Origin of the sequence: Acinetobacter seifertii, from assembly GCF_016064815.1 — a bacterium.
Taxonomy (GTDB): domain Bacteria; phylum Pseudomonadota; class Gammaproteobacteria; order Pseudomonadales; family Moraxellaceae; genus Acinetobacter; species Acinetobacter seifertii.
Genome location: NZ_CP065820.1, coordinates 1,847,253 through 1,870,062 on the forward strand (window position 1 = coordinate 1,847,253; position 22,810 = coordinate 1,870,062).

General features: G+C 40.6%; 22 protein-coding genes. 15 read left to right on the forward strand and 7 right to left on the reverse strand.

From position 1 onward, the window contains the following. Positions 1–76: 76 nt before the first annotated feature. From I8T81_RS08690 to I8T81_RS08750, 13 genes are all read left to right on the forward strand, one after another. On the forward strand, positions 77–1,186 hold the full coding sequence (locus I8T81_RS08690; RefSeq protein WP_198072620.1) for an amidase: 1,110 nt from the start codon (positions 77–79) through the stop codon (positions 1,184–1,186). 36 nt (positions 1,187–1,222) lie between these two features. After that, positions 1,223–2,371 (forward strand): acyl-CoA dehydrogenase family protein, encoded by a 1,149-nt coding sequence (locus tag I8T81_RS08695; RefSeq protein ID WP_198072753.1) that lies wholly within the window; start codon positions 1,223–1,225, stop codon positions 2,369–2,371. 28 nt (positions 2,372–2,399) lie between these two features. Next, complete coding sequence (locus I8T81_RS08700; RefSeq protein WP_198072621.1) at positions 2,400–2,759, forward strand: IacB protein; 360 nt, start codon at positions 2,400–2,402, stop codon at positions 2,757–2,759. Between the two features lie 4 nt (positions 2,760–2,763). Then, positions 2,764–3,297, forward strand: coding sequence for a nuclear transport factor 2 family protein (locus tag I8T81_RS08705; protein ID WP_198072622.1), 534 nt, complete (start codon positions 2,764–2,766; stop codon positions 3,295–3,297). Positions 3,298–3,326: 29 nt separating this feature from the next. Next, complete coding sequence (locus I8T81_RS08710; RefSeq protein ID WP_033847177.1) at positions 3,327–4,604, forward strand: aromatic ring-hydroxylating oxygenase subunit alpha; 1,278 nt, start codon at positions 3,327–3,329, stop codon at positions 4,602–4,604. A 10-nt stretch (positions 4,605–4,614) separates the two neighbouring features. Next, the gene (locus tag I8T81_RS08715) at positions 4,615–5,100 is read left to right on the forward strand and encodes an aromatic-ring-hydroxylating dioxygenase subunit beta (protein ID WP_049066524.1); all 486 of its coding nucleotides are present in this window, start codon (positions 4,615–4,617) and stop codon (positions 5,098–5,100) included. 10 nt (positions 5,101–5,110) lie between these two features. Continuing rightward, the gene (locus tag I8T81_RS08720; RefSeq protein WP_198072623.1) at positions 5,111–5,848 is read left to right on the forward strand and encodes an SDR family NAD(P)-dependent oxidoreductase; all 738 of its coding nucleotides are present in this window, start codon (positions 5,111–5,113) and stop codon (positions 5,846–5,848) included. Between the two features lie 34 nt (positions 5,849–5,882). After that, positions 5,883–6,836: a PDR/VanB family oxidoreductase gene (locus I8T81_RS08725; RefSeq protein ID WP_198072624.1), complete on the forward strand. Its 954-nt coding sequence runs from the start codon at positions 5,883–5,885 to the stop codon at positions 6,834–6,836. A gap of 45 nt (positions 6,837–6,881) precedes the next feature. Then, positions 6,882–7,838 carry a p-hydroxyphenylacetate 3-hydroxylase reductase component gene (locus I8T81_RS08730; RefSeq protein WP_198072625.1) on the forward strand — a complete coding sequence of 319 codons (957 nt, stop codon included), beginning with the start codon at positions 6,882–6,884 and terminating at the stop codon, positions 7,836–7,838. Between the two features lie 198 nt (positions 7,839–8,036). Continuing rightward, entirely contained in the window at positions 8,037–8,951 is a 915-nt protein-coding gene (gene feaR, locus I8T81_RS08735) for a transcriptional regulator FeaR (RefSeq protein ID WP_004701415.1), read from the forward strand. Between the two features lie 208 nt (positions 8,952–9,159). Beyond that, positions 9,160–11,475 carry a primary-amine oxidase gene (tynA, locus tag I8T81_RS08740; RefSeq protein WP_198072626.1) on the forward strand — a complete coding sequence of 772 codons (2,316 nt, stop codon included), beginning with the start codon at positions 9,160–9,162 and terminating at the stop codon, positions 11,473–11,475. Positions 11,476–11,619: 144 nt separating this feature from the next. Beyond that, positions 11,620–12,837, forward strand: a complete 1,218-nt coding sequence (locus I8T81_RS08745; RefSeq protein ID WP_198072754.1) for a hypothetical protein — start codon at positions 11,620–11,622, stop codon at positions 12,835–12,837. 33 nt (positions 12,838–12,870) lie between these two features. Next, a complete protein-coding gene (locus I8T81_RS08750) occupies positions 12,871–14,358 on the forward strand; it encodes an NAD-dependent phenylacetaldehyde dehydrogenase (RefSeq protein ID WP_198072627.1) in 1,488 nt (495 codons plus the stop codon). Positions 14,359–14,421: 63 nt separating this feature from the next. Here I8T81_RS08750 and pcaD read toward each other — a convergent pair whose 3' ends face one another. The 7 genes from pcaD to I8T81_RS08785 form a co-directional block, all read right to left on the reverse strand. Beyond that, a complete protein-coding gene (gene pcaD / locus I8T81_RS08755) occupies positions 14,422–15,201 on the reverse strand; it encodes a 3-oxoadipate enol-lactonase (protein ID WP_198072628.1) in 780 nt (259 codons plus the stop codon). 10 nt (positions 15,202–15,211) lie between these two features. Continuing rightward, on the reverse strand, positions 15,212–16,426 hold the full coding sequence (gene pcaF, locus I8T81_RS08760) for a 3-oxoadipyl-CoA thiolase (protein ID WP_198072629.1): 1,215 nt from the start codon (positions 16,424–16,426) through the stop codon (positions 15,212–15,214). 502 nt (positions 16,427–16,928) lie between these two features. Then, positions 16,929–17,582 (reverse strand): 3-oxoacid CoA-transferase subunit B, encoded by a 654-nt coding sequence (locus I8T81_RS08765; RefSeq protein ID WP_004792017.1) that lies wholly within the window; start codon positions 17,580–17,582, stop codon positions 16,929–16,931. 18 nt (positions 17,583–17,600) lie between these two features. Further along, positions 17,601–18,272, reverse strand: a complete 672-nt coding sequence (locus I8T81_RS08770; protein ID WP_198072630.1) for a 3-oxoacid CoA-transferase subunit A — start codon at positions 18,270–18,272, stop codon at positions 17,601–17,603. Between the two features lie 134 nt (positions 18,273–18,406). Continuing rightward, positions 18,407–19,327: a catechol 1,2-dioxygenase gene (gene catA, locus I8T81_RS08775; RefSeq protein ID WP_198072631.1), complete on the reverse strand. Its 921-nt coding sequence runs from the start codon at positions 19,325–19,327 to the stop codon at positions 18,407–18,409. Positions 19,328–19,487: 160 nt separating this feature from the next. Next, positions 19,488–19,778, reverse strand: a complete 291-nt coding sequence (gene catC / locus I8T81_RS08780) for a muconolactone Delta-isomerase (protein WP_060466463.1) — start codon at positions 19,776–19,778, stop codon at positions 19,488–19,490. Between the two features lie 23 nt (positions 19,779–19,801). Further along, positions 19,802–20,908, reverse strand: a complete 1,107-nt coding sequence (locus I8T81_RS08785) for a muconate/chloromuconate family cycloisomerase (protein WP_039252198.1) — start codon at positions 20,906–20,908, stop codon at positions 19,802–19,804. Between the two features lie 100 nt (positions 20,909–21,008). On the opposite strand from I8T81_RS08785, the gene I8T81_RS08790 reads away from it, so the two are divergent. Both I8T81_RS08790 and I8T81_RS08795 read left to right on the forward strand, forming a co-directional pair. After that, positions 21,009–21,923, forward strand: coding sequence for a LysR family transcriptional regulator (locus I8T81_RS08790; protein WP_019458833.1), 915 nt, complete (start codon positions 21,009–21,011; stop codon positions 21,921–21,923). 81 nt (positions 21,924–22,004) lie between these two features. Beyond that, on the forward strand, positions 22,005–22,799 hold the full coding sequence (locus I8T81_RS08795) for a TorF family putative porin (protein ID WP_198072632.1): 795 nt from the start codon (positions 22,005–22,007) through the stop codon (positions 22,797–22,799). Positions 22,800–22,810 lie beyond the last annotated feature (11 nt).

A 22,810-nucleotide genomic window follows, 5' to 3' on the forward strand; every position in this document is an offset into this window, starting at 1 on the left:
ATTATAAAAAATACTTGACAATTCCATTAAATTTTCCGATATTTTAATTAATGAATAAAAATACATGGAAAAGTGAATGAATATTGTTAGCCAAAGCGTGCACAAAGGAAGTGGCAAGCTCAAGGTGATGGTCAAGGACACAATTGATATTCAAGGTCTAAAAACCATTGCTGGTAGTCGAGCTTTACTAAATGTTGAACCTGCTCAAGATGATGCTGAGGTGGTTAAAAACATTTTAAAAGCTGACTGTGAAATTATTGCCAAAACAAATTTGCACGAATTGGCTTTTGGTATTACAGGCATTAACCATGCTTTTGGTACACCCATCAACCCTAAATATCCTGAACTTATTCCAGGCGGCTCTTCGAGTGGTTCGGCTGCGGCAGTTGCTGCTAAACAAGCTGACTTTACTCTAGGCACCGACACGGGCGGCTCTATCCGTATGCCCGCTGCGTGCTGCGGAGTTTTTGGTTTAAAACCAACTTTTGGTCGTGTGAGCAGAAAAGGCGTATATCCGCCGTCAAGTTCTTTAGATTGCGTTGGCCCTTTTGCAAATTCAGTCGAGATGATTGAAAAGGCCATGCAAATTATTGATCCAACTTTTAAACCTACTGAATTTACTCGTACACCAAAAATTGCTGTTTTAGATGTAAAAGCAGATGACGTTATTTGGGATGGTATTCATCAGGTACTTCAAAAAGCGAATTTAGAGACCGTTTTAGAAAAAGTTGAACATTTTGAAGCGGCTTATGATGCAGGCATGCAGATTATTAATTATGAAAATTGGCAAGCTTTTGGTGAATTAACTCAAACGGGCTTAATTGGTTCTGATGTAAATGGTCGTTTATTAAAAGCAGCCGCAACAACTTTAGAGCAAGTGAAACAAGCAGAAGTTGTGAGAGCACAGTTGACCCAAGAACTCGATGCTTTATTAGAAAAATATGATGCATTGGTTCTACCGTCACTTCCACAAATTCCACCAAAAGTTTCTGAAGCTGAAAACACGGTCGCTTTTTTAAATCTTACGGGTTTAGTTCGACCATTTAATTTATCAGGTCATCCAGCCATTTCAGTGCCACTTGAAACCAGTGAAGGTTTACCAGTGGGCTTACAGATCGTATCAAAGCATCAAAAAGATGAGCAATTATGCGCTATAGCTAAATTTTGTGTTGATGCAATGCAATAAATTACAAGGAGTTAGATGATGAATAAGTTGTCTAAAATGGAGTTTGTTTCTCAAGACAAAGCAGTTGACTTAGAGGCTTTGTGCCAAGAAATTCGTGAGCGTGCCTGTGCAGGTGAGTTTGATAATCAAGCGTATGTGAGCCAAGACGTTATTGAAAAGCTTAAGCAAATCGGTGTTTACCGTGCTTTGGTTCCGAAACGTTTTGGTGGTGATGAATGTTCACCACGACAGTTTTGTGAATTAATCGAGACATTATCTAAGGCTGATGGTTCAGTCGGTTGGGTGGCAAGTTTCGGTATGAGCCCTGCGTATTTAGGAAGTTTGCCAGAAGAAACACTTAAAGAATTGTACCAAAACGGGCCAGATGTAGTGTTTGCCGGAGGTATTTTCCCGCCACAACCTGCTGAAATTACAGATGAAGGTGTCGTAGTCCGTGGACGTTGGAAATTCTCAAGTGGCTGTATGGGAGCAGACATTGTTGGCGTGGGAATTTCACCGCTTAAAAATAATGAAATGCAGGGCTTACCTCGCATGGCAGTGATGCCTGCCAAAAAAGCCAAAATTGAAATGACTTGGGACACCGTTGGCCTAAAAGGCACGGGAAGCCATGACTTAGTCGTCGAAGATGTATTGGTCGAAAAGAAATGGACCTTTGTCCGTGGTGAACCTTCAAAACTCAGCGAGCCATTTTTTAAATATCCGTCACTTTCTTTAGCGACGCAAGTATTAACCGTGGTGGGTATTGGGGTTGCAGCTGCCGCATTAGAAGAATTTGAAAAATTGGCGCCGGGTAAAGCATCTATTACGGGTGGGTCAGAAATTGCCAACCGCCCAGTGACTCAATATGAGTTTGCTCAAGCTGATGCAGAGTTTCAGGCTGCAAAGTCTTGGTTTTATCAAACCATGGATATTGTCTGGAATGAAATTATTGCTGGACGTGAAGCAACTGCTGAACAAATTAGCGATATGCGTCTGGCATGTACTCATGCAGCGCGAGTTTGCGCCAAAGTCACCCGAAAAATACAAATGCTCGCGGGTATGACAGCAATTTATACCAACAATCCATTTAGCCGTTTTGTGAATGACACCAACGTGGTGACTCAGCATGCCTTTATGGGCGATGCAACTTTACAAAATGCAGGCTCAATCAGTTTCGGGTTAAAGCCAACCCCAGGTTATCTATAAGTTTTAATTTTAAAAAAGGAATATTGAGATGGAAGCTAAAAAATCATTACGCGTTTTGTTCTGCATGGGTATTAATCAAAACTTTTTTGATGCAGAACCTGTTGAAGCAAAAGCAGTTTGGGCAGCATTTGGTGAAATGTGGAATGGCATTCATGACTTACCGGGCGTACATGTTTTTGGAAATCTTGATGATGACCAAAGCATGGTTGGCCCAAGTGCTGGCTGGCCTTGGACAACGTACTTGCTTGCCGATGTTCCAGATATTGAAACAGTACATGCAGCTTGTAACTTGTTTAGAACGACGGTGGTGGGTGAAGGTCCATACAAACTTTGGAAATATTGCAAAGTTGAAGCTCGTGTTGGGCGCGAATTGATTATTCAACGTTAAGGCGATGGCAATGAATGACAAAGTGAATTTTGCAGAAATCATAGAGCGACTAGAACAGTTAGAAGCGCACAACGCCATTCGTAATTGTTTGAACCGTTATATGGAAATCTGCGACGAGCTCAATGCAAATACAGACCTTGACGAGCTGATGAATCTTTTTGATCAAGACTGTATTTGGGAAGGTGTAGGCGAGAAATATGCCAAATCCTTTGGCTGTTATGATTCTTGGCAGTCGATTTATGACATGTTTAAAAGCTATACCCAAAAAGAATCTCACTTTGTTATGAATGCACACTTTGTAAATTCAGAACAAATTTATGTAAATCAAAATGATGCAAATGCTTCATGGCTGATGTTGCAAACTTCAACGTTTAAAGATGGCCGTAGTCATCTGAATACAGCAAAGCTCAACGTGAAGTTCCAAAAGCAAGCAGATGGAACATGGAAAATTAAACATTTCCAAACACAGAATATTTTCAGTCGTCCCGTATCGCATTGGCACAGTGAAGCCGAACTGCCGGTACCTTCCCAGGAATGACCCAGGACATATTTAAAAGGACTATTGATATGAACAGTATTATCCCGACGCATAACATTGGCACTGATTACGATGCTTTGGTTCAAAGTGACCGTGCCCATACTTCTCTTTATAAAGATGAACGCATTTTTGATGAAGAAATGGAAAAAATCTTTTATAGCACTTGGGTGTGGGTTGCACATGCGAGTGAAATTCCAGAAGGTGGAAGCTATAAAACCATTAATATTGGTAAACAGCCTGTGGTTGTGGTGCGTGACCGTAAAAAGAAAGTCCATGTACTTTTAAACCGTTGCCGTCACCGTGCCGCAACCGTATGCGAACATAAAAAAGGAAAAACCAATAGTTTTGTATGTCCGTACCACGGTTGGAGTTATGCACTTGATGGTAGTTTACGTGGTGTGCCATCTCCGGAAAGTTACGGCGATTGTTTAGATAAGTCAGAATTACCGTTGGTGAGCCTACGTGTAGAAGAATATAACGGCATGATCTTCGCTTCATTTAAAGAAGATATTCAACCGCTTGAAGAGTTCCTTGGACCAGCAAAAAAATGGATTGACCTGTTTATGAAACAGGGCGCGGGTTATCCAATTAAAGTGTTAGGTGAACACCGTTTCCGTTTTCCGGGTAACTGGAAAATTCAGCTTGAAAATACGACCGATGCTTATCACTTTCCATTAGTTCACAAGTCATTCTTAAGTTCTGTAGATGAAAAAACAGAAGAACTCTTTAACTTCGAAAACCAACCGGGGTTTGTTGAGGACTTAGGAAACGGTCACAGTGTGATGGTGATGATTCCTGAACTGGTTGATTTAGACGAAGAGCTCATGGAGCGTCCAATTCAAGAGCGTTTTGAAGACTTGGCTCAAGCTTTGCGTGATGAAGGTCATGAAGAATTAGAAGTACGCCGTATTGTTCGAGCAGTTGGTGGTTCTGGCTTTAACTTAAATTTATTCCCGAACATCGCATGTTCAATGGCGTTCTTCCGTGTGTTACAGCCAATTTCAGTCGCTGAAACAGAAATTCATCACTCGGTGATTACGATGGACGGCGGTCCACAAATTGCCAACCAATACCGCTTACGTTTACATGAACATTTCCAAGGTCCATTTGGTTTTGGTACACCAGATGACTCGGAAGCTTGGGAACGCGTACAACATGGTGCCAATGCGGGTAATGATTTATGGATCATGCTCAATCGTGGTTTACCGGGCGAAGTCAAAACCGAAGATGGCTTAAAAAGTGATGTCAGTGCTGAAACAGGTATGCGTGCAGCATATCAGCAGTGGAAAAAGATGATGACGGCTTAAGGAGAGAGCAATGAATATGAATCTGCAATTATTAAATGAAGTCACTGCTTTCATCTGGGCCGAAGCAGATATGTTAGACCACAGCGAATACCGTGAATGGCTCAATTTATGGAATGAAAAGGGCGTTTATATCATTCCAATTGACCCAAACCTAACGGACTATGAAAACAACTTAAATTATGCCTATGACGATAATCATATGCGTACTTTACGTGTACAGCGTCTTGAAAATGGTGAAGCGATTTCTACAGCGCCTAAAGCAAATACTGTGCGTAGCATTTCTCGTGTACGAGTTATTCAAGACCAAGATAATGAAATCGTTTTACGTTGTGCTCAAAACTTACGTGAATTCCGTAAAGAAAACCTCAAGCATTACACAGCTGATATTACCTACCATCTAACTCGTGATGCGGCTACAGGTTTTAAGATTAACCGTAAAATTATTAACTTGGTTAACTCAACCGATACCTTAGCTGGTATTAGCTACATTCTTTAGGAGCGGTAACATGAAACAAGTTGTTTTAGTGACAGGTGCTGCTTCTGGACTCGGTAATGTGATTGCTGAATATTTTGCGAGCCAAGGCCATCAAGTGATTTTGTCAGCAAGTACGCTTGAAAAAGCCGAAAATGCCAAGGTACAAAGTCAATATGCACAAAATATGTTTCCCTTGAAATTAGATATTTCAGTTGAGGCAGATTTTCATGCTGCGGTGCAATGGATTGAAGAGAAATTTTCTAAACTTGATGTGTTAATTAACAACGCAACCGTCACCAAAGCAACGCCAGTATTAGAAATTACCGCAGCTGATTTTGATTGGATCACGCAAGTTAACCAACGCGGCACCTTTCAAGCTTGTCAAATTATTGGCCAATATATGGCTAAAAAAGGCTATGGACGTATCATTAATATGGCGTCTTTAGCGGGACAAAATGGCGGTACGGCAACGGGTGCACACTATGCGGCAACCAAAGGCGCGATTGTGACGTTAACCAAAATTTTTGCCAAAGAGTTTGCGGCAAAAGGGGTAACGGTCAATGCGGTTGCGCCGGGACCGATGGAATCACCAATCGTTCATAGTGTGGTGTCTGACGAAAAAATGGAACAGTTCATCCAGAATATTCCGGTTAAATCCTTAGGAAGTATGCATTTTATTGCCGAAACTTGTGGGTTGCTCGCGAGTCTAAATGCGGGGTTTGTGACTGGTGCAACATGGGATATTAACGGTGGTTTATTCATGCGTTAAGCCAATCGCTTAACCATGAAAAGGGAGTTAAATCATGACTACACTTTATGATGTTGTCGTTAAAAATCGCCATGTGGAAGGTGGAAATATTGCAGTCATGGAATTTGAATCTGCAACTTCTACAACCTTGCCAAAAGTTGAAGCGGGTGCGCATATTGATGTGCACTTACCGAATGGCATGGTGCGCCAATATTCGCTTTGCCAAAATCCAAATGACGAAGGAAAGTTCCGCCTTGGAATCTTACGTGACCCTGAATCACGTGGTGGCTCAGTCTCGGCTTTTGATGAAATTAAAGATGGCATGCAAATTCAGGTCAGTGAACCAAAAAATTTATTTCCACTTTTAAAAGCCAAACACAGTGTATTAATTGGCGGTGGAATTGGAATTACGCCGTTAATCACGATGGCGTATCAACTTGCACATGAAGGTGAATCATTTGAGCTTCACTACTGTGGGGCTAGTCCTGAACATTGTGCTTTTGTTGATGAAATTAAAAATGGTGAGTTAGCAAAATACACAACCTTCCATTTTAAATCTGAAGGTGCAAGCCACCGAGCATTTTTTGAATCTGCCATTAAAGATATTGACCTAGAGAGCCACATTTACACCTGTGGTCCAGTCGGTTTCATGGACTGGGTGATTAACCTTGCCACGACTCACAATTTTCCTGAGCAGCAAATCCACAAAGAATATTTCCAAGTTGAAACTGATACTTCTGGAGATTCATTTGAGGTAGTGGCTGAGCGTAGCGGAAAAATCATTATGGTTGAAGCTGGCGAAACCATTCTGCAGGCTTTAGCTAAAGAAGGCATCGACATTGAAATGTCTTGCGAGCAAGGCGTATGTGGAACCTGTATGTGCGATGTGATTGAAGGTGAACCTGATCATCGAGATGTTTATTTTACTGACGAAGAAAAAGCCAGCAATGAACAAATATTGGTGTGCTGTTCACGCTCTAAAACATCGAGACTAGTTTTAGATATCTAATGCTCTCGCGATTTATATGGATGTAAGAGAAGGTTTAGGAGAAAGATGATGAATGTATTACAACAAATAGATGAGTTTACGGTCGATCCACTACAGTTCCGACGAGCATTAGGAAATTTTGCAACAGGTGTTACCATTGTTACTGCACAAAATGCACAAGGTGAGAAAGTCGGTGTAACCGCAAATAGTTTTAACTCGGTGTCACTCGATCCACCACTTATTTTGTGGAGTATTGATAAAAAGTCTTCAAGTTTTTCAGTATTTGAAGAAGCAACACATTTTGCAGTCAATATTTTATCGGGCACGCAAATTGAGCTGTCTAATAAGTTTTCGAGACGCAATATTGATAAATTTGCCGACACCAATTTTCAACTTGGCGCAGGACGCGCACCCATTTTAGAAAATTGTTCTGCGGTGTTTGAGTGCGAACGTTATCAAGTGATTGAAGGGGGCGACCACTGGATTATTGTTGGTAAAGTGGTTCGTTTCCATGACCAAGGCAGAAGCCCGTTGGTCTACCATCAAGGTGCATATTCTTGTGTCATGCCGCATCCGAGCCTTCAAGTTAAGCAAACTGAACAGAACGGCGTAGACCAGACTCATTATGGGCACTTATATAATAATGTCTGCTACTTGATGAGTCGTGCTTTTAAAGCTTATCAAACCGACTATATTCCTAAGCAAATGGCTTCAGGGTTCCGTACCAGTGAATCACGTCTTTTGCTCGTTTTGGCAAGTGGAACTGCTTCAAGTAAAGAAGATTTACCACGCGATATTGCTATGCCAATGCAGGAAGTTGAAAGATCGGCTGAAATTCTAAAATTTGAAGGATTATTAGTTGATCACGATAATTTATACGCACTAACGGAAAAAGGTAAACAAACGGCGCAGTATTTATTTGATATTGCCGATAGCCATCAAAATGAGGTGTTTAAAAAGTATTCTGATGAACAAAAGGATATTTTTATTACCATGCTACGAGATTTCGCAGGAGTAGCATAAGTCCCATTAAGCTGATAAATTGAATTGATTTATCAGCTTCTTTACATCTAGCTGACTATCATCAAAACAATTCCAAGGATAAGGAATTTTTGGCACACAATTTGTTTATCAATAAAACAAGATTGCAAATAAGCCAAGACAGTGCACCACCACAAGCGCAAAATCTTGAGCGGTGGCACATGTATAGAGAGGTAAGGGATGAACCAATATGTAAGCGATGCATTACTCACATGGACGCACCATATTAAAAGTGTGTGTGGCAATTTTGAAACCGATTTTGACGGAACCCGTAATTTATTCATTGGTGAAGTTCAATGCTTTTTATTGGGCGATACCGAAATTGCTTTTATCAAAAACAATGCCAATAAAATTGTCCGAAAAGCCGATGAAATCGATCGAGTGAATAATCGTTTTTGTTTTTTGATTTTGCAGTATTCGGGAAAAATGCTGCTTGAGTATAAAAATGAAACCTTAAGCCTAAATGAAGGCGATATTGTGTTGGTGGACCCGGTCGAAACCATTTCGATGTATCCGCAAGGCTTGGTGAGCCAGATTTCAGTCCATCTGTCGCGTGAAAAATTACTTAAAGAAAATATTAGTACCGAATATTTTGGAAAACTGATTACGCAAAATATGAGTGGTTTTTTACTCAAAAATATTTTGAAAAACATGTCTGCTGAAAACATCAAACTTTGGTACGCAACCGAAGATGGCAATGCTTTTGAAGATGCACTGATAGCCTTAATCAAACCGACAATTAATTATAAAAATATTAATAGTTCAAATAATTTAATGGAAAAGGCTGAGCGTTATATTATAGAAAACTTAGCAAAACCAGATTTAACACCTAAATTAATTGCAGAGCATATTGGAGTGTCGCTACGTCATCTCTACCGTCTATTTCTTCAAGAAAATTTATCTATTAACAAATATATACAGCTCAAACGCCTAGAAAAAGTTAAAGCAGATTTGCTTGATAAAAAGAACAAACAAAGCTCAATTACCCAAGTTGCCTTGAAATGGGGTTTTTGGGATGGCGCTCATTTTTCAAAAATCTTTAAAAAGACTTATGGTATTTCCCCTAAAGAATTTAGAGAGGGGATGTCGGTTTAAATCTTTTATCTCACAATGTCATTTTTAGACAAGTTCGACGTCATTCTTGAACAAGCTAGCCCTATGTAACTGTGTTGAAATTAAATTCATTAGAGCAGGTTAGATAAGCTTAATAACCATAAAACTATTAAGTTGGTCTAATGAATTTCACTCACAGGAAGTGCATTTTAACTATCTGATTCAGATAGTTCAGGGATAGATGAAAAGGATGAAACCAATGCGTAAACAACGATTATTGAATGACATACAAAAAATACTGGCACTTAACTTATCAATCGCTGCAAGCTTTTGGGGACTCAATACTCAAGCATTTGCGCATGGTGGCCATGCCGAAATGGTCTCACTTTATCAAAACATGAGTGAGCAAGGCGCTAAAGTTGTCAAAGATGATTTTACCAATACTTATATGATCACCAAAGGTTCTATGGTAGTTCGGGCCAAACCCAATTCGGATCAGGTTTTGGTGAATGGCAAACCTTTCAAACTCAGCGTGCCTTTATTAATTAAGGATGGTAAGCCTGTTATTGGAAAAGATTTTTTTAATGAAGTATTCCAGTCTGGTTTAGATCAAACTTTTAAAATTGAAAATACGTTTCACCCGCTCAATAGCCTAAACTCTGACGAAATTAAAAAGACCTTTGATGTGATTAACCGCTCGAAATACGCTTATAAAAATATGCGTTTTGCCGAGTTAAAGCTTAAAGAACCGGAAAAAGCCAAAGTCTGGGATTACTTTATTAATCACATAGAATTTAAAGAAGATCGTATTGCCTCATTTATTTTGTTAAAGGGGAGTCAAGCGATTGAAGGTGAAGTTAACCTCAACACTCAACAAGTCACCAAATGGAATGTACTTAAAGACACTCATGGAATGGTGCTGCTCGATAATTTTGAAGCCGTACAGCGTGTAATTGAGACAAGTAAAGAATATCAGGAAGCGTTACGCAAACGCGGCATTACCGATGTGAAGAAAGTGATTGCTACACCGCTAACGGTTGGATATTTTGGCGGTAAAGATGGGCTTGATAAACAACTCAATATATTAAAAGTCGTCGCTTATCTCGATGTCGGCGATGGTAACTACTGGGCGCATCCAATTGAAAATTTAGTTGCTGTAGTTGATTTAGATAAAGAAAAAATTATCAAGATTGAAGAAGGCGCAATCATTCCTGTGCCGATGGCAAATCGACCTTATATGTCGAATAAGCCCGTAGCAAGTAAGCTAAAACCACTCAATATTACTGAACCTGAGGGTAAGAACTTTAGCATTACCGGTCAAACCATACATTGGGGGAACTGGTGTTTACATGTGGCTTTAGACTCTCGTGTTGGCTTACAGCTTTCAACTGTGACTTATAAAGATAAAGGCGTGAAGCGTAAAGTCATGTATGAAGGTAACTTGGGTGGAATGGTGGTTCCATATGGTGACCCTGATATTGGATGGTACTTCAAATCTTATTTGGACTCTGGCGAATATGGTATGGGAACACTTACCTCATCTATTCTTCCTGGAACAGATGCACCCGACAATGCAGTTTTGCTTGATGCTGTGATTGCAGACTATAAAGGCCATCCACAAGTAATTCCAAATGCCATTGCTGTATTTGAACGTTATGCTGGACCTGAATATAAACATCACGAAATTTTTGGTAACCAAGATGCCAGTGAAGCCCGCCGTGAACTTGTCGTGCGCTGGATTAGTACAGTGGGGAACTACGATTACATGTTTGACTGGGTATTTGCCCAAAATGGTGTAATTGGAATTAATGCGGGTGCAACCGGTATTGAAGCTGTTAAAGGTGTTAAATCACGCACTATGCATGACAGTACCGCCAAAGAAGATACCAAATATGGAACTTTAATTGACCATAATATTGTGGGCACAACGCATCAGCACATCTATAACTTCCGCTTAGATATGGATGTCGATGGTGAAAATAACAGCTTTATGCATATGGACCCTGTGGTGAAAGCCAATGACAAAGGTGGTGTTCGTACAAGCTCAATGCAAATTGACAGTAAAGTCATTACCAATGAGCAAAATGCGGCTGAAAAATTTGATCCATCCACTATTCGCTTACTCACCAATTTCAACAAGGAAAATAAATTAGGCAATCCGGTTTCTTATCAAATTATTCCTTTTGCAGGTGGAACACACCCTGTGGCGAAGGGTGCCAATTTTGCTAAAGATGAATGGTTATTTAAACGTTTGAACTTTATGGATAAGCAAATTTGGGTGACACAGTACAATCCAGATGAACGCTACCCTGAAGGGAAATATTCAAACCGCTCAACTCATGACACAGGATTAGGACAATTCATTGGCAACAATGAAAATATTGAAAATAAAGACCTTGTAGTGTGGATGACAACAGGAACAACCCATGTGGCACGTGCTGAAGAATGGCCAATTATGCCGACAGAATGGGTTTATACCCTAATCAAACCTTGGAACTTCTTTGACAGTACCCCAACTTTAAACTTGGGTGAAGACGAGCAAAACACACAGCACGACCATCACTAAACGGGTGCATGATCTAGAGTGGGTAACGAATCGGTTACCCACACTTGAGCACGGTTAGACCGTTCGCAAAAAAGGAATTTCTCAATGAAAAATTTATTTTCTCAGGTTGTGAGAGGGACTCTCTTTGTCTCATTTTTTTCAACTGTGCATGCTGGTGAAATTGAAATTAAACCGACTTTTGAAGCAACTTTTGCGGCTTTTAGTAGCGGTAAAAGCTATAACGGCGAAAACCTAGAGGATGAAAGAGTCAATTGGCAAGAAGGTCATCTTAAATATGGTGCGAAAGGAAACTACACCTTTAAAAACAATCAGCTCTATGCAAGCTTGAGCGGTATTAGCTCGGCAACATTTGGTGATGGCGATGCTGGCCAAAATAGTAATGGTAAAGAACGCAAAACGGATGTGAATGAATGGATCATTGGTTTTAAAGACGGCACCAATAAAGATGAGTTAACGACCTATGATTTAAGTATCGGTCGACAAAATATCATGATTGGTGACGGGTTCTTCATTGCGGGTGATGCATTAAATCTCGGTAAAGTTCCTGCGGATGGCACCCTAGATCGGGGCGGGGCATATTATCTAGCAGCTCGTCGAAGCTTTGATTTTACAAGTTTGCTTCAATACAAACCGCAAGAAAATACAACGCTAAAGCTGGGTTATTTAAAGTCAGACAATAAAGCACAATTTTCACCTGAACTGTTTGTAACTGATTTGATGTATCAACTTAAAGATAAGGGAGTTGGGTTCACTTATTTAAACGTATTAGACCTTAAAGATGCTGAACAGGTTTCAGGGCGACAAGATCTTAAAAATTATGCTTTACGTTTGAATTATCAACTCTTACCAGAGCTGCAATTTAAAACTGAGTTTGTGGTTCAAGATAAAAAAGATAGCCACGAAAATGCTGGCTACTTAGCGCTGAACTATAACTTTTTATCTTCAAAATATACGCCCTCATTAGGCTACCGTTTTAGTCATTTTTCAGACCAATACGACCCTATGTTTTATGGAAATACAGTCGGCTTTGGTACGTGGTTTCAGGGCGAAGTTGCCGGAAACTATGCTGGTCCATTTAATAAAAATGCAGATATTCATCAAGTCTCTTACACGATGAATCTAAAAGAAAACTTTATGTTGGGTGCTTTGGCCTATAAGTTCAAAACAGTAAATAAATCTTTAACTAATGTAGATGGACATGAGCTGGATGTTTTTTCGGTCTGGTCGGTCAATAAAAAATTCAATGTTATTCCTTTAATGGGACTCTATAAACCAAAACACGATATCCATAGTGGCGGTACTCAAAACTACGATGACAAGACCAATGTATATGCGCAGTTGATTCTGCAATACATCTATTAATAGATCCTTTTAAATGAATTGAGAGAAATAAAAATGAGTGAAGTTCAGATTTTACAAAGCGTGCAGCATTTTATGGCACGTCAACATGGACATTTTATTGATGGAAAATTAGTTGCTGCCGAGCTTTTAGATAAAGTGGATATTGTAAATCCATCGACTGAACAAGTGGTTGCTCAAATTAGTATTGGTAGTCAACAAGATGTCGCAAGCGCCGTCAAAAGTGCTGAACATGCTTTTCAAAATGCTTGGGCCGAAACTACACCGTATGAACGTGGCGTTAAATTAAATAAGTTGGCAGATTTAATTGAGCAACATGGTGAAGAACTTGCTCAGCTTGAGACGTTATCCACCGGAAAGCTTATCAATATTTCCCGTCATCTTGAAGTCGCACAATCCGTTATTTTCTTAAGATATTTTGCTGGTTGGGCAACCAAAATTAATGGTCAAACCATGCAACCTTCTATTCCTTCTATGCAAGGTGAAAAATATACGGCCTTTACTTTAAGACAACCAGTGGGTGTGGTTGCAGGGATTGTGCCTTGGAATTTTTCACTCATGATTGGTGTATGGAAAATCGGTTCAGCTTTAACAACTGGCTGTACCATTGTGCTTAAACCAAGTGAGTTTGCCAGCTTATCTTTATTACGTTTAGCTGAACTTGCCATTGAGGCAGGTATTCCGGCAGGTGTGATTAATGTGGTTACAGGTAAGGGCGATACAGGGCAATATTTAATTGAGTCGCCACTCGTTAAGAAAGTTTCATTTACAGGTTCGGTACCAACAGGTATTGCCATCGGTAAACTTGCGATGAGTAGTGATTTAACCCGTGTAAGTCTGGAGCTGGGCGGTAAAAATGCCATAGCTGTTTTAGCCGATGCAAATATTGATGAGATTTTACCGACTTTGTTGCAAGCAACTTTTGTACATCAAGGTCAAGTTTGTGCATCCCCAGAGCGTTTTTTTGTACACCATACAAAACATAATGAACTAGTCGAAAAACTCTCTAAAGCACTTTCTAGTTTCAAAATTGGATCGGCTATGGATGAAGGAAGTATGTTTGGTCCACTCTCTAATCAGCCACACTTTCATAAAGTGAAACATTATTTAGATATGGCAAAAGCCAATAACCAGATTATTGCAGGTGGTGAGGCTCTAGATCAGACAGGGTATTTTGTACAGCCGACTTTAATTTCCTTTAAAAATACGGATGATCCTTTATTTTTAGAAGAAACTTTTGGTCCAGTGGTCGGGGTAATGCCATTCGAAACTGATGAAGAACTCGTTCAACTGATGAATCAGTCGCGCTTTGGTTTAACCGCAAGTATTTGGACAAATGACTTATCTAAAGCTTTGCGTTTAATTCCTAAGATTGAAGCAGGGACGTTGTGGGTCAATATGCATACGTTCTTAGATCCATCTGTTCCATTTGGCGGGGTAAAAGCTTCAGGAATTGGCAGAGAGTTTTCTGATGCATTTATTGAAGATTACACCGAATTAAAATCGGTCATGATTCGGTATTAATTTTAAAAAGTAAATGCAGATATAAAAAAATGGCCTCTATAGGCCATTTTTTGAATCATTAAATTAACCTAATAAAAAATCCTTTAGGATTTTATTAAAAGCTTCTGGCTGTTCTACATTGGAAATATGAGATGCGTCTATTTCTGCAAGTTTTGATTGTGGAATGTGTTGCTGCATAAATTCACCATCTGCAACGGTTGTTACAGGGTCTTGAGTTCCAGCAACGACTAATACAGAAATTTTAATGTCTTTTAACTGTTCGCGGACATCCGCTTTAGCCAAAGCCTCACAACAATTGGCATAACCCATTGCGCTGCCAGCACTTAAGTCGTTACACAGGTTGTTGACAATTGAAGCATGACTTTGGATAAAGGGATCTGTAAACCATCGCGAAGCTGCTGTGGCTGCGATTGGCTGTAAACCTTGCTCACGTACTAATTTTGCACGGTCAAGCCATGCCTGTTCTTGTCCGATTTTAGCGGCAGTATTTGCAACAATGACATGACTAAAACGGTTAGGGTAGTGAATCGCAAGCCATTGACCTGTTAAACCGCCCATTGAAATACCACAAAAAGCAGCTTTGCTAATATTTAGATGGTCGAGTAAACGGACAACATCTTCACCTAATTGCTCTACAGTATATGGACCGTCAGGCGTAGATGATGAACCGTGACCACGAGTGTCATAACAGATCACAAAAAATTGATCTTTTAACTCATTAAACTGTTTTTGCCACATGCCATAGTTAGTGCCCAAAGAATTGGAAAACACCAGAGCAGGGGAAGAAGGTTCGCCAAAAGTTTGATAGTTAATTTGTGCATCGGCAGATTGAAAAGATGGCATTTGTTTCTCCTTAAAGTGCTTCAACACGTTCAATAATGAGTGCAATCCCTTGTCCCACACCAATACACATTGAACACAAGGCATAACGACCACCTGTTTGTTCAAGCTGGTTTAAAGCTGTAGTAACTAGCCGTGCACCCGAGGCACCAAGTGGATGGCCCAATGCAATTGCTCCACCGTTTGGATTGACCTTGTCAGAGTTGTCTGGCAAACCTAAATCACGGGTCACTGCCAAAGCCTGTGCAGCAAAGGCTTCATTGAGCTCAATTACATCCATCTGCTCTAAAGTCAGGTTGGCTTGTTTCAGTAATTTTTTAATGGCTGGTGCTGGAGCAAAACCCATAATGCGTGGTTCTACACCCACCGCTGTTGAAGCAATGATCTTGGCACGTGGTTTGAGGTTGTAAGCCTGAACTGCATCATCAGAAGCAATCAGTAGAGCTGCTGCACCATCATTAATACCTGAAGCATTACCCGCAGTAACTGTACCATCTGCTTTCACAACAGGTTTAAGTTTGCTTAAACCTTCAAGTGTGGTGGATGCACGTGGATGTTCATCAGTATCAATCACAACAGCCTCACCCTTACGCTGAGGGATTTCAACTGGCACGATTTCTTTAGAAAAAAAGCCTTTGGCTTGCGCGCTTGCGGTGCGTTGTTGGCTCACCAAGGCAAACTGGTCCTGATCTGCACGATTGACGTTGAACTGTTCAGCCACGTTTTCGGCAGTCTGGGGCATGGTGTCTACACCATACAATTCTTTAAGTTTCGGGTTAATGAAGCGCCATCCCATGGTGGTGTCTTCAATCTTCTGGCTACGGCCAAAAGCACTGTCAGACTTACCCATCACATAAGGTGCACGGCTCATGCTTTCCACACCACCTGCAATCACCAGGTTTGCTTCGCCTGCTTTAATAGCACGGGCAGCAATGGCAATGGCATCGAGTGATGAACCGCACAAACGGTTAATGGTGGTTGCTGGCACCTGATAAGGTAACCCAGCAAGCAGTGCTGACATACGGCCAACATTACGGTTATCTTCACCGGCTTGGTTGGCACAACCATAGATCACATCATCGACCTGTTCCCAATCTACACCTGGGTTACGCTGCATGAGGGCTTTAATAGGCACAGCGCCAAGGTCATCGGCACGGACAGGTGCAAGGCCACCGGCATAACGGCCGAATGGAGTACGGATGGCATCGATGATATAAGCGTTTTTCATTCTTACATTTCCATTTTGAAATCTGTTGCTGTCATTGCCACATTGTTAGACTTTCCAGATTTTGCTGGCGATCATCATGGTTACTAAGTTAAAAGTAGTCATGACAGAGTCTTATCGTGTTGAGTCAAATGCCAGTAGCTAATTCTTGTCACTTTTTTAAAAAAGTAACCAAAAACCTTTGTTGAACAGAGGAGGCTTCCATGCCTCCCTGTCCAACGGGCGACATCCATGTCGCCTGTCACGATAGTAAATTACGGTAAAATCTAAATTAATAAGCAAGAACCGTATTTAAAGAGTTCCATTCAGTGTTTCGCGTTGGCGACATGGATGTCGCCTCGTTGCTCAGCACAACAGGGAGGTTGTGTCTGAGTAACAAAGGTTTTTGTTACTTTTGACCTTTCAAAAGTAAGGTATTGCCTATACAAAGGGCTTTCGAAGATCACTATCATTTACAGGCAATGACGGTAGTAGCACTGGCTATTAGGGCTTTACTGTGTAAACTTTACCCTTGAGTCGCATCAATCAAAGTTGCACCTGTTAAAGCCTGTAACTCATCAAAGCTAAGACCTTCCACTTTCTCAATCACCTTTAAACCATCTTTGGTCACATCAATCACACAAAGGTCGGTGTAAATACGGTCAACGCAGTGTTTACCCGTAACCGGATAGCTCAGCTCAGCCACAATCTTCGGCTCACCTTGCTTGGTTACATGGTCTGTAGTGATAAATACTTTTTTAGCACCAACTGCTAAATCCATCGCACCACCAACAGCAGGAATCGCATCCGGTGCACCTGTGTGCCAGTTCGCCAAGTCACCATTCGCAGCAACCTGAAAGGCTCCAAGTACCGCAATATCAAGGTGGCCACCACGCATCATCGCAAAGGAATCACCATGGTGGAAAAAGCTACCGCCTTCAAGCATGGTTACAAACTCTTTACCCGCATTAATCAGTTCAGGGTCTTCTTCACCTGCCGCTGGTGGTGGGCCAAAGGCTAATAGGCCATTTTCAGAATGAAGGAAAATATCTTTATCGTTAGGTAAGTAGCTGGCAATCTTGGTTGGTAAACCAATACCCAAGTTCACATAGGCGCCATCGGGAATATCTTGTGCCACACGCTTTGCAATCTGGTCACGGCTGAGTTTCTGGTAGCTCATGTTATTTCTCCTTATTGCTTACTGTGCGGGCTGTACTTGCACAACGTGCTGTACAAAGATACCTGAGGTGATGATATGTTCAGGGTCTAATCCACCCAATTCAACCACCTCAGAAACCTGAGCAATGGTGACATCCGCAGCCATGGCCATAATCGGGCCAAAGTTACGTGCAGATTTACGGTAAACCAGATTGCCCCAGCGATCGCCCTTATAGGCTTTAATCAAGGCAAAGTCTGCTTTGATTGGATATTCAAGTACATAATCTTTCCCATCAATCTCACGGGTTTCTTTGCCTTCAGCTAAAAGTGTTCCAAAGCCTGTTGGGGTAAACACAGCGCCTAAACCCATACCAGCTGCCTGAATACGACAAGCCAGATTACCTTGTGGTACCACTTCAAGCTCAACTTTCCCAGCACGGTACAGTTCATCAAACACATAAGAGTCTGACTGACGTGGGAAAGAGCAAATCACTTTTTTAACTGAACCAGCTTTAAGCAGTTTAGCCAGACCATAATCGCCGTTACCGGCGTTATTGCTGACAATCGTTAAATCTTTAACACCCAGTTCAATAAGACCGTCAATGAGTTCAGCGGGTTGTCCTGCGGTACCAAAACCACCAATCAGAATGGTTGCACCATCTTTAATCTGCGATAAAACCTCGCTTAGTGAGGACTTACTTTTGTCAATCATTTGAGAAACCTTAGAGCATGAGGTAACGTGATGTATTACTACCGCTAAAAATTTATTGAAATTCTTAATGGTAGTAATAAATGGAGTAAATTTTGTGAGTCAAAAGCGAACTTTTAACTCACATACACTTTCAATTAAGCACTAGCGCGACGACGTTCAACTTCAGTTGAAGGAGCAGCAGCGGCTTCTTTAACCAATTCAATGTTAAATGTGATGTGTTTGAAAGCGTGATCTAAACCACGGCGTTGAATTTCAGCAGGGTCTGTTACATCTACTGCTGTTGCCACTAAACCGTCACGAGTAGCGAAGGCAAAGTCATCCCATAAGTACTCATCACCCTCAATGTTGAATTGAGTAGTCAGCTTGCGGTAACCCGGTGCAGAAACGAAGTAGTGAACGTGAGATGGACGGTTACCATGACGGCCTAACTTGTTAAGAAGAGCCTGTGTTGTACCTTCAGGAGGGCATCCATAACCAACAGGCATCGTGGTTAATGCAACATATTTACCATCTGCATCAGTCAAAATACTACGACGTAAGTTGAAGTCAGATTGAGACTTATCAAAGAATGAATAGTTACCCAAACTGTTGGCATGCCATACTTCAACTTTAGCATTTTCAATGATATTGCCCTCAGTATCGGTTACAGTACCTTCAATAATTAAGGTATCGATTTTGCCAGATTCTGTACCATCATCCATACGCGCAAAACCAACAGATTCAGGCGCGCCAGCTACATAAAGTGGGCCTTCGATGGTACGTGGTGTGCCACCCGTAACACCAGCTTTGGCATCTGCTTCATCTGCACGTAAATCAAGATAGTGTTCTAAACCTAAGCCAGCTGCTAAAAGTCCAAGTTCGTTTGCTTGGCCTGCATCGGTAAAATATTCCAAACCTTTCCAAACTTCAGAAGGCTGGATGTCTAAATCTTCGATGGCTTGAAATAAATCCCCGAGAAGGCGCACAACAATTTGTTGAACACGTGCATCGACTTCACCTTTAGCAGTGTCGACATTCATTTGTTTTACAAGCGCATCAATTTGTTGACGGTTCATACTAAAACTCCTTAAGTATGCAATACGGTTTTGGGTGGCAGCGCTGCGGGCATTTTGTTTTGCTAGCGAATAAGTGCCGCCACGTTCCTTGTTACCTTCTGAATAATCTGCTTGGTTTTTAAATGGACTTCAGAGATCACATTTAAAAAATTCTTTTGGTTTACGAATCATCATCACGAACAGAAGAAGGGTGGCGATTAAGTGCCATCACTTCAATGTCCATATATGGATAGAGAGGTAAGCCCTGTAAAATGTTGTGCAATTCCTCATTGCTCTCAACATCAAAAATACTGATATTTGAATACTGGCCTGTAATACGCCAGATATGACGCCATTTACCTTGACGTTGTAATTCTTGCGAATAAGCTTTTTCAACAGCTTTAATTTCATTTGCTTTGTCGGCTGGCATATCAAGTGGAATATGCACATCCATACGTACATGAAATAACATGGGAAACTCCTTATCCTGTTGCCTTAACGACGTAATTTCTCAATCTTATCTTCATCAATTTCAATGCCTAAGCCCGGAGCTGTTGGCAAATGCAATTCAAAGTTTTCGTAACGTAGCGGCTCTTTTAAAATTTCTTCGGTCAGTAATAAAGGACCAAATAATTCAGTACCGAACGCTAACGTTTCAAAAGTTGCAAATGCATGAGCAGAAGCAATACTTCCTACAGGGCCTTCAAGCATGGTACCGCCATATAGGTCGATTCCAGCTAAACCAGCAATTTTGCCAACTTCACAAGCTTCGATCAGGCCACCAGATTGTTCAATTTTCACGGCAAATACATCTGCACCATGATTTTTTGCAATACGGTATGCGCTGTCAGGACCAGTTAAAGCTTCATCCGCCATAATGGCTACATCAAAACGATGGGTGAGGCGAGCAAGTGCTTCGGTATTTTGAATTGCACATGGCTGTTCAATTAAATCGATTCCACCATCTTGGAGCTGTTGAATACCATGAATACATTCAAGTTCTGACCATGCACGGTTTACATCTACACGTACACTAACATCAGCACCTAATGCTTTTTTAATCGCAATCACATGGTCAACATCTTGCTGTAAAGGACGTGCACCAATTTTAAGTTTGAACGTGTTATGGCGCTTCAGCTCTATCATTTTGCGAGCTTCAGCAATATCTTTTTCTGTGTCACCAGACGCGAGCGTCCAAAGTACAGGTAAACTATTACGCAGACGTCCACCTAAAACTTCGCTTAATGGCACGCCTAAACGTTTGGCCTGAATATCAAGTAGGGCAGTCTGAATGGCACACTTGGCAAAGCGGTTACCATTAATATTTTTACGAATCAGTTTTAGCGTTTGTGCAACATTTAAATCTTTAACTGATGTCAGTAATGGTGCAAAGTAAGTATCAATGTTGGCTTTGACACTCTCAGGACTTTCTTCACCATAGTTCAGCCCACCAATGGTGGTGGCTTCACCCCAACCGACAATACCATCCGTGGTCGTAATTTTAACGAGTACCAAAGTCTGGGTACGCATAGTAGTCACAGACAACTGGTGAGGACGGATAGTTGGAATATCCACAAGTATGGTTTCTATGGTTCTATACATGAAGTTTCAACTATTACGAACTTGTTTGTATACCATAGAAGAATGTAATAGCCTAAAATAGATATAGAACGGTATTTTAAGATACTAAAAAGGTATATTAATGGAATTAAGACATCTACGTTATTTTGTTACCGTGGTTGAAGAACAGAGCCTGACCAAAGCCGCAGAAAAGCTTTTTATTGCCCAGCCGCCTTTAACACGCCAAATCAAAAAACTAGAAGAAGAATTAGGGATCGATTTATTCGAAAAAGGCTCTCGTCCATTAAAAGTGACGGAAGCAGGGCTGTTTTTTTACCAACATGCGGTGCAAATTTTGACGCATACGGCTCAAGCTGCTTCGATGGCTAAAAAAATGAAGCTAGTTGAGAACGTTGTTAAAGTGGGTTATGTGAGTTCACTTCTTTATGGACGATTACCACAGGTCATCTATCTATTTAGACAAAAAAATCCTGACATTCATGTTGAGCTTATTGAGTGTGGTACACGAGATCAGGTTGAAGCATTAAAACTCGGTAAAATCGATTTAGGTTTTGGTCGCTTGCCAATTAGTGACCCTGCCATTAAAAGGCTTTTACTTCGCAAAGAAAAATTAAAACTCGCGATTCATAAAAAACATCCTTTAAGTGAGTTCCAAGAGTCAGGAATTTATTTATCTCAAATTATTAATGAGACAATTTTCTCTTATCCAACTACACCTAAACCGAATTTCTCGACCACTATTCAAGCTTTATTTACCAAATTAGGTCTAGTTCCAGCCAAACTGACAGAAGTCCGAGAAATTCATATGGCACTTGGACTAGTTGCATCTGGCGAAGGTATTTGTATTATTCCGGAAAGTGCCTGTGATATTGGTATGAAGAATTTAACTTACTTAAATATCTTGGATTTAGAAGCCTATAGTCCAATCTCTCTATCCATGCGCAACATGGATCAAAGTTCCTATATTCCTAAAATTTTAGATTGCATTGAAGAGATTTATAGCGAAGAAGATGTGTCTAGAAACTTGAATTTATAAATCTTTAAGGTTCTTAAAGTGGATATTTCATGTTATTTTAAAACTTTAAACCTATAGGTAATATGTAAAAGGAATTATTGAATGAGAAAAATTTTAGGTTTAGTTTCACTTATTATGTCTACTAGCGTTGTACATGCAGAACAATTAAAAGAACAAGAAAAAACCTCTCCATATAGCGCAAATGTTACTTTTGCTAGTCAATATATTTCACGTGGTTTCCAACAAACATGGAGTAAACCAGCCTTACAAGGTGGATTGGATTATGCCAATCCTAATGGTTTTTTTGTAGGGACTTGGGCATCAAGTGTCAGCTCTAACTATCTGCGAGATGCCTCGGTTGAATGGGATTTTTATACAGGTTATTTAAAAACAATCGATAAATTTTCAATTGGGATGTCGGTTTTTTACTACTACTACCCAGGTGCGAAAAGTACACCAGAAACGGGGAGTAGCAGTTATAACTATGGTGAGATCGTACCTCAAATTGGCTATGGTCCTTTAAGCCTTAAATACTTTGTGACTTACACACCAGATTATGCTGGTTATAACTCTAAAACCATGGGGGGACCTGCTGGTAAAAGGTCGAGAGGATCAAGTTATTTAGATCTTAACTTTACCCAGCCTATCAGTGATACTTGGACTTTTGGCGCTCACTATGGCTATGAAAGAATCAAAAACTTTTCAGAGTCGAATTTTCAGGATGTTAAAGCCGAACTTATTAAAGATTTAGGTGATGGCTGGACTACAGGACTCGCTTATACCAAGGCATGGGATAAAAATAGTTACTATAAAAAGTATAGTAATGGTGAGGTAGGTGCACCTGTTTCAAATCCGATTGATTCGACTTTTACAGTGTCTGTAAAAAAGGTGTTCTAAGTTAAATTTAT

What these genes read in the sequence shown, in the direction of transcription:
- I8T81_RS08690 (WP_198072620.1), top strand. Translation starts at nt 77, where the DNA reads ATGAATATTGTTAGCCAAAGCGTGCACAAAGGAAGTGGCAAGCTCAAG.
- I8T81_RS08695 (WP_198072753.1), top strand. Translation starts at nt 1,223, where the DNA reads ATGGAGTTTGTTTCTCAAGACAAAGCAGTTGACTTAGAGGCTTTGTGC.
- I8T81_RS08700 (WP_198072621.1), top strand. Translation starts at nt 2,400, where the DNA reads ATGGAAGCTAAAAAATCATTACGCGTTTTGTTCTGCATGGGTATTAAT.
- I8T81_RS08705 (WP_198072622.1), top strand. Translation starts at nt 2,764, where the DNA reads ATGGCAATGAATGACAAAGTGAATTTTGCAGAAATCATAGAGCGACTA.
- I8T81_RS08710 (WP_033847177.1), top strand. Translation starts at nt 3,327, where the DNA reads ATGAACAGTATTATCCCGACGCATAACATTGGCACTGATTACGATGCT.
- I8T81_RS08715 (WP_049066524.1), top strand. Translation starts at nt 4,615, where the DNA reads ATGAATATGAATCTGCAATTATTAAATGAAGTCACTGCTTTCATCTGG.
- I8T81_RS08720 (WP_198072623.1), top strand. Translation starts at nt 5,111, where the DNA reads ATGAAACAAGTTGTTTTAGTGACAGGTGCTGCTTCTGGACTCGGTAAT.
- I8T81_RS08725 (WP_198072624.1), top strand. Translation starts at nt 5,883, where the DNA reads ATGACTACACTTTATGATGTTGTCGTTAAAAATCGCCATGTGGAAGGT.
- I8T81_RS08730 (WP_198072625.1), top strand. Translation starts at nt 6,882, where the DNA reads ATGATGAATGTATTACAACAAATAGATGAGTTTACGGTCGATCCACTA.
- feaR (WP_004701415.1), top strand. Translation starts at nt 8,037, where the DNA reads ATGAACCAATATGTAAGCGATGCATTACTCACATGGACGCACCATATT.
- tynA (WP_198072626.1), top strand. Translation starts at nt 9,160, where the DNA reads ATGAAACCAATGCGTAAACAACGATTATTGAATGACATACAAAAAATA.
- I8T81_RS08750 (WP_198072627.1), top strand. Translation starts at nt 12,871, where the DNA reads ATGAGTGAAGTTCAGATTTTACAAAGCGTGCAGCATTTTATGGCACGT.
- pcaD (WP_198072628.1), bottom strand. Translation starts at nt 15,201, where the DNA reads ATGCCATCTTTTCAATCTGCCGATGCACAAATTAACTATCAAACTTTT.
- pcaF (WP_198072629.1), bottom strand. Translation starts at nt 16,426, where the DNA reads ATGAAAAACGCTTATATCATCGATGCCATCCGTACTCCATTCGGCCGT.
- I8T81_RS08765 (WP_004792017.1), bottom strand. Translation starts at nt 17,582, where the DNA reads ATGAGCTACCAGAAACTCAGCCGTGACCAGATTGCAAAGCGTGTGGCA.
- I8T81_RS08770 (WP_198072630.1), bottom strand. Translation starts at nt 18,272, where the DNA reads ATGATTGACAAAAGTAAGTCCTCACTAAGCGAGGTTTTATCGCAGATT.
- catA (WP_198072631.1), bottom strand. Translation starts at nt 19,327, where the DNA reads ATGAACCGTCAACAAATTGATGCGCTTGTAAAACAAATGAATGTCGAC.
- catC (WP_060466463.1), bottom strand. Translation starts at nt 19,778, where the DNA reads ATGTTATTTCATGTACGTATGGATGTGCATATTCCACTTGATATGCCA.
- I8T81_RS08785 (WP_039252198.1), bottom strand. Translation starts at nt 20,908, where the DNA reads ATGTATAGAACCATAGAAACCATACTTGTGGATATTCCAACTATCCGT.
- I8T81_RS08790 (WP_019458833.1), top strand. Translation starts at nt 21,009, where the DNA reads ATGGAATTAAGACATCTACGTTATTTTGTTACCGTGGTTGAAGAACAG.
- I8T81_RS08795 (WP_198072632.1), top strand. Translation starts at nt 22,005, where the DNA reads ATGAGAAAAATTTTAGGTTTAGTTTCACTTATTATGTCTACTAGCGTT.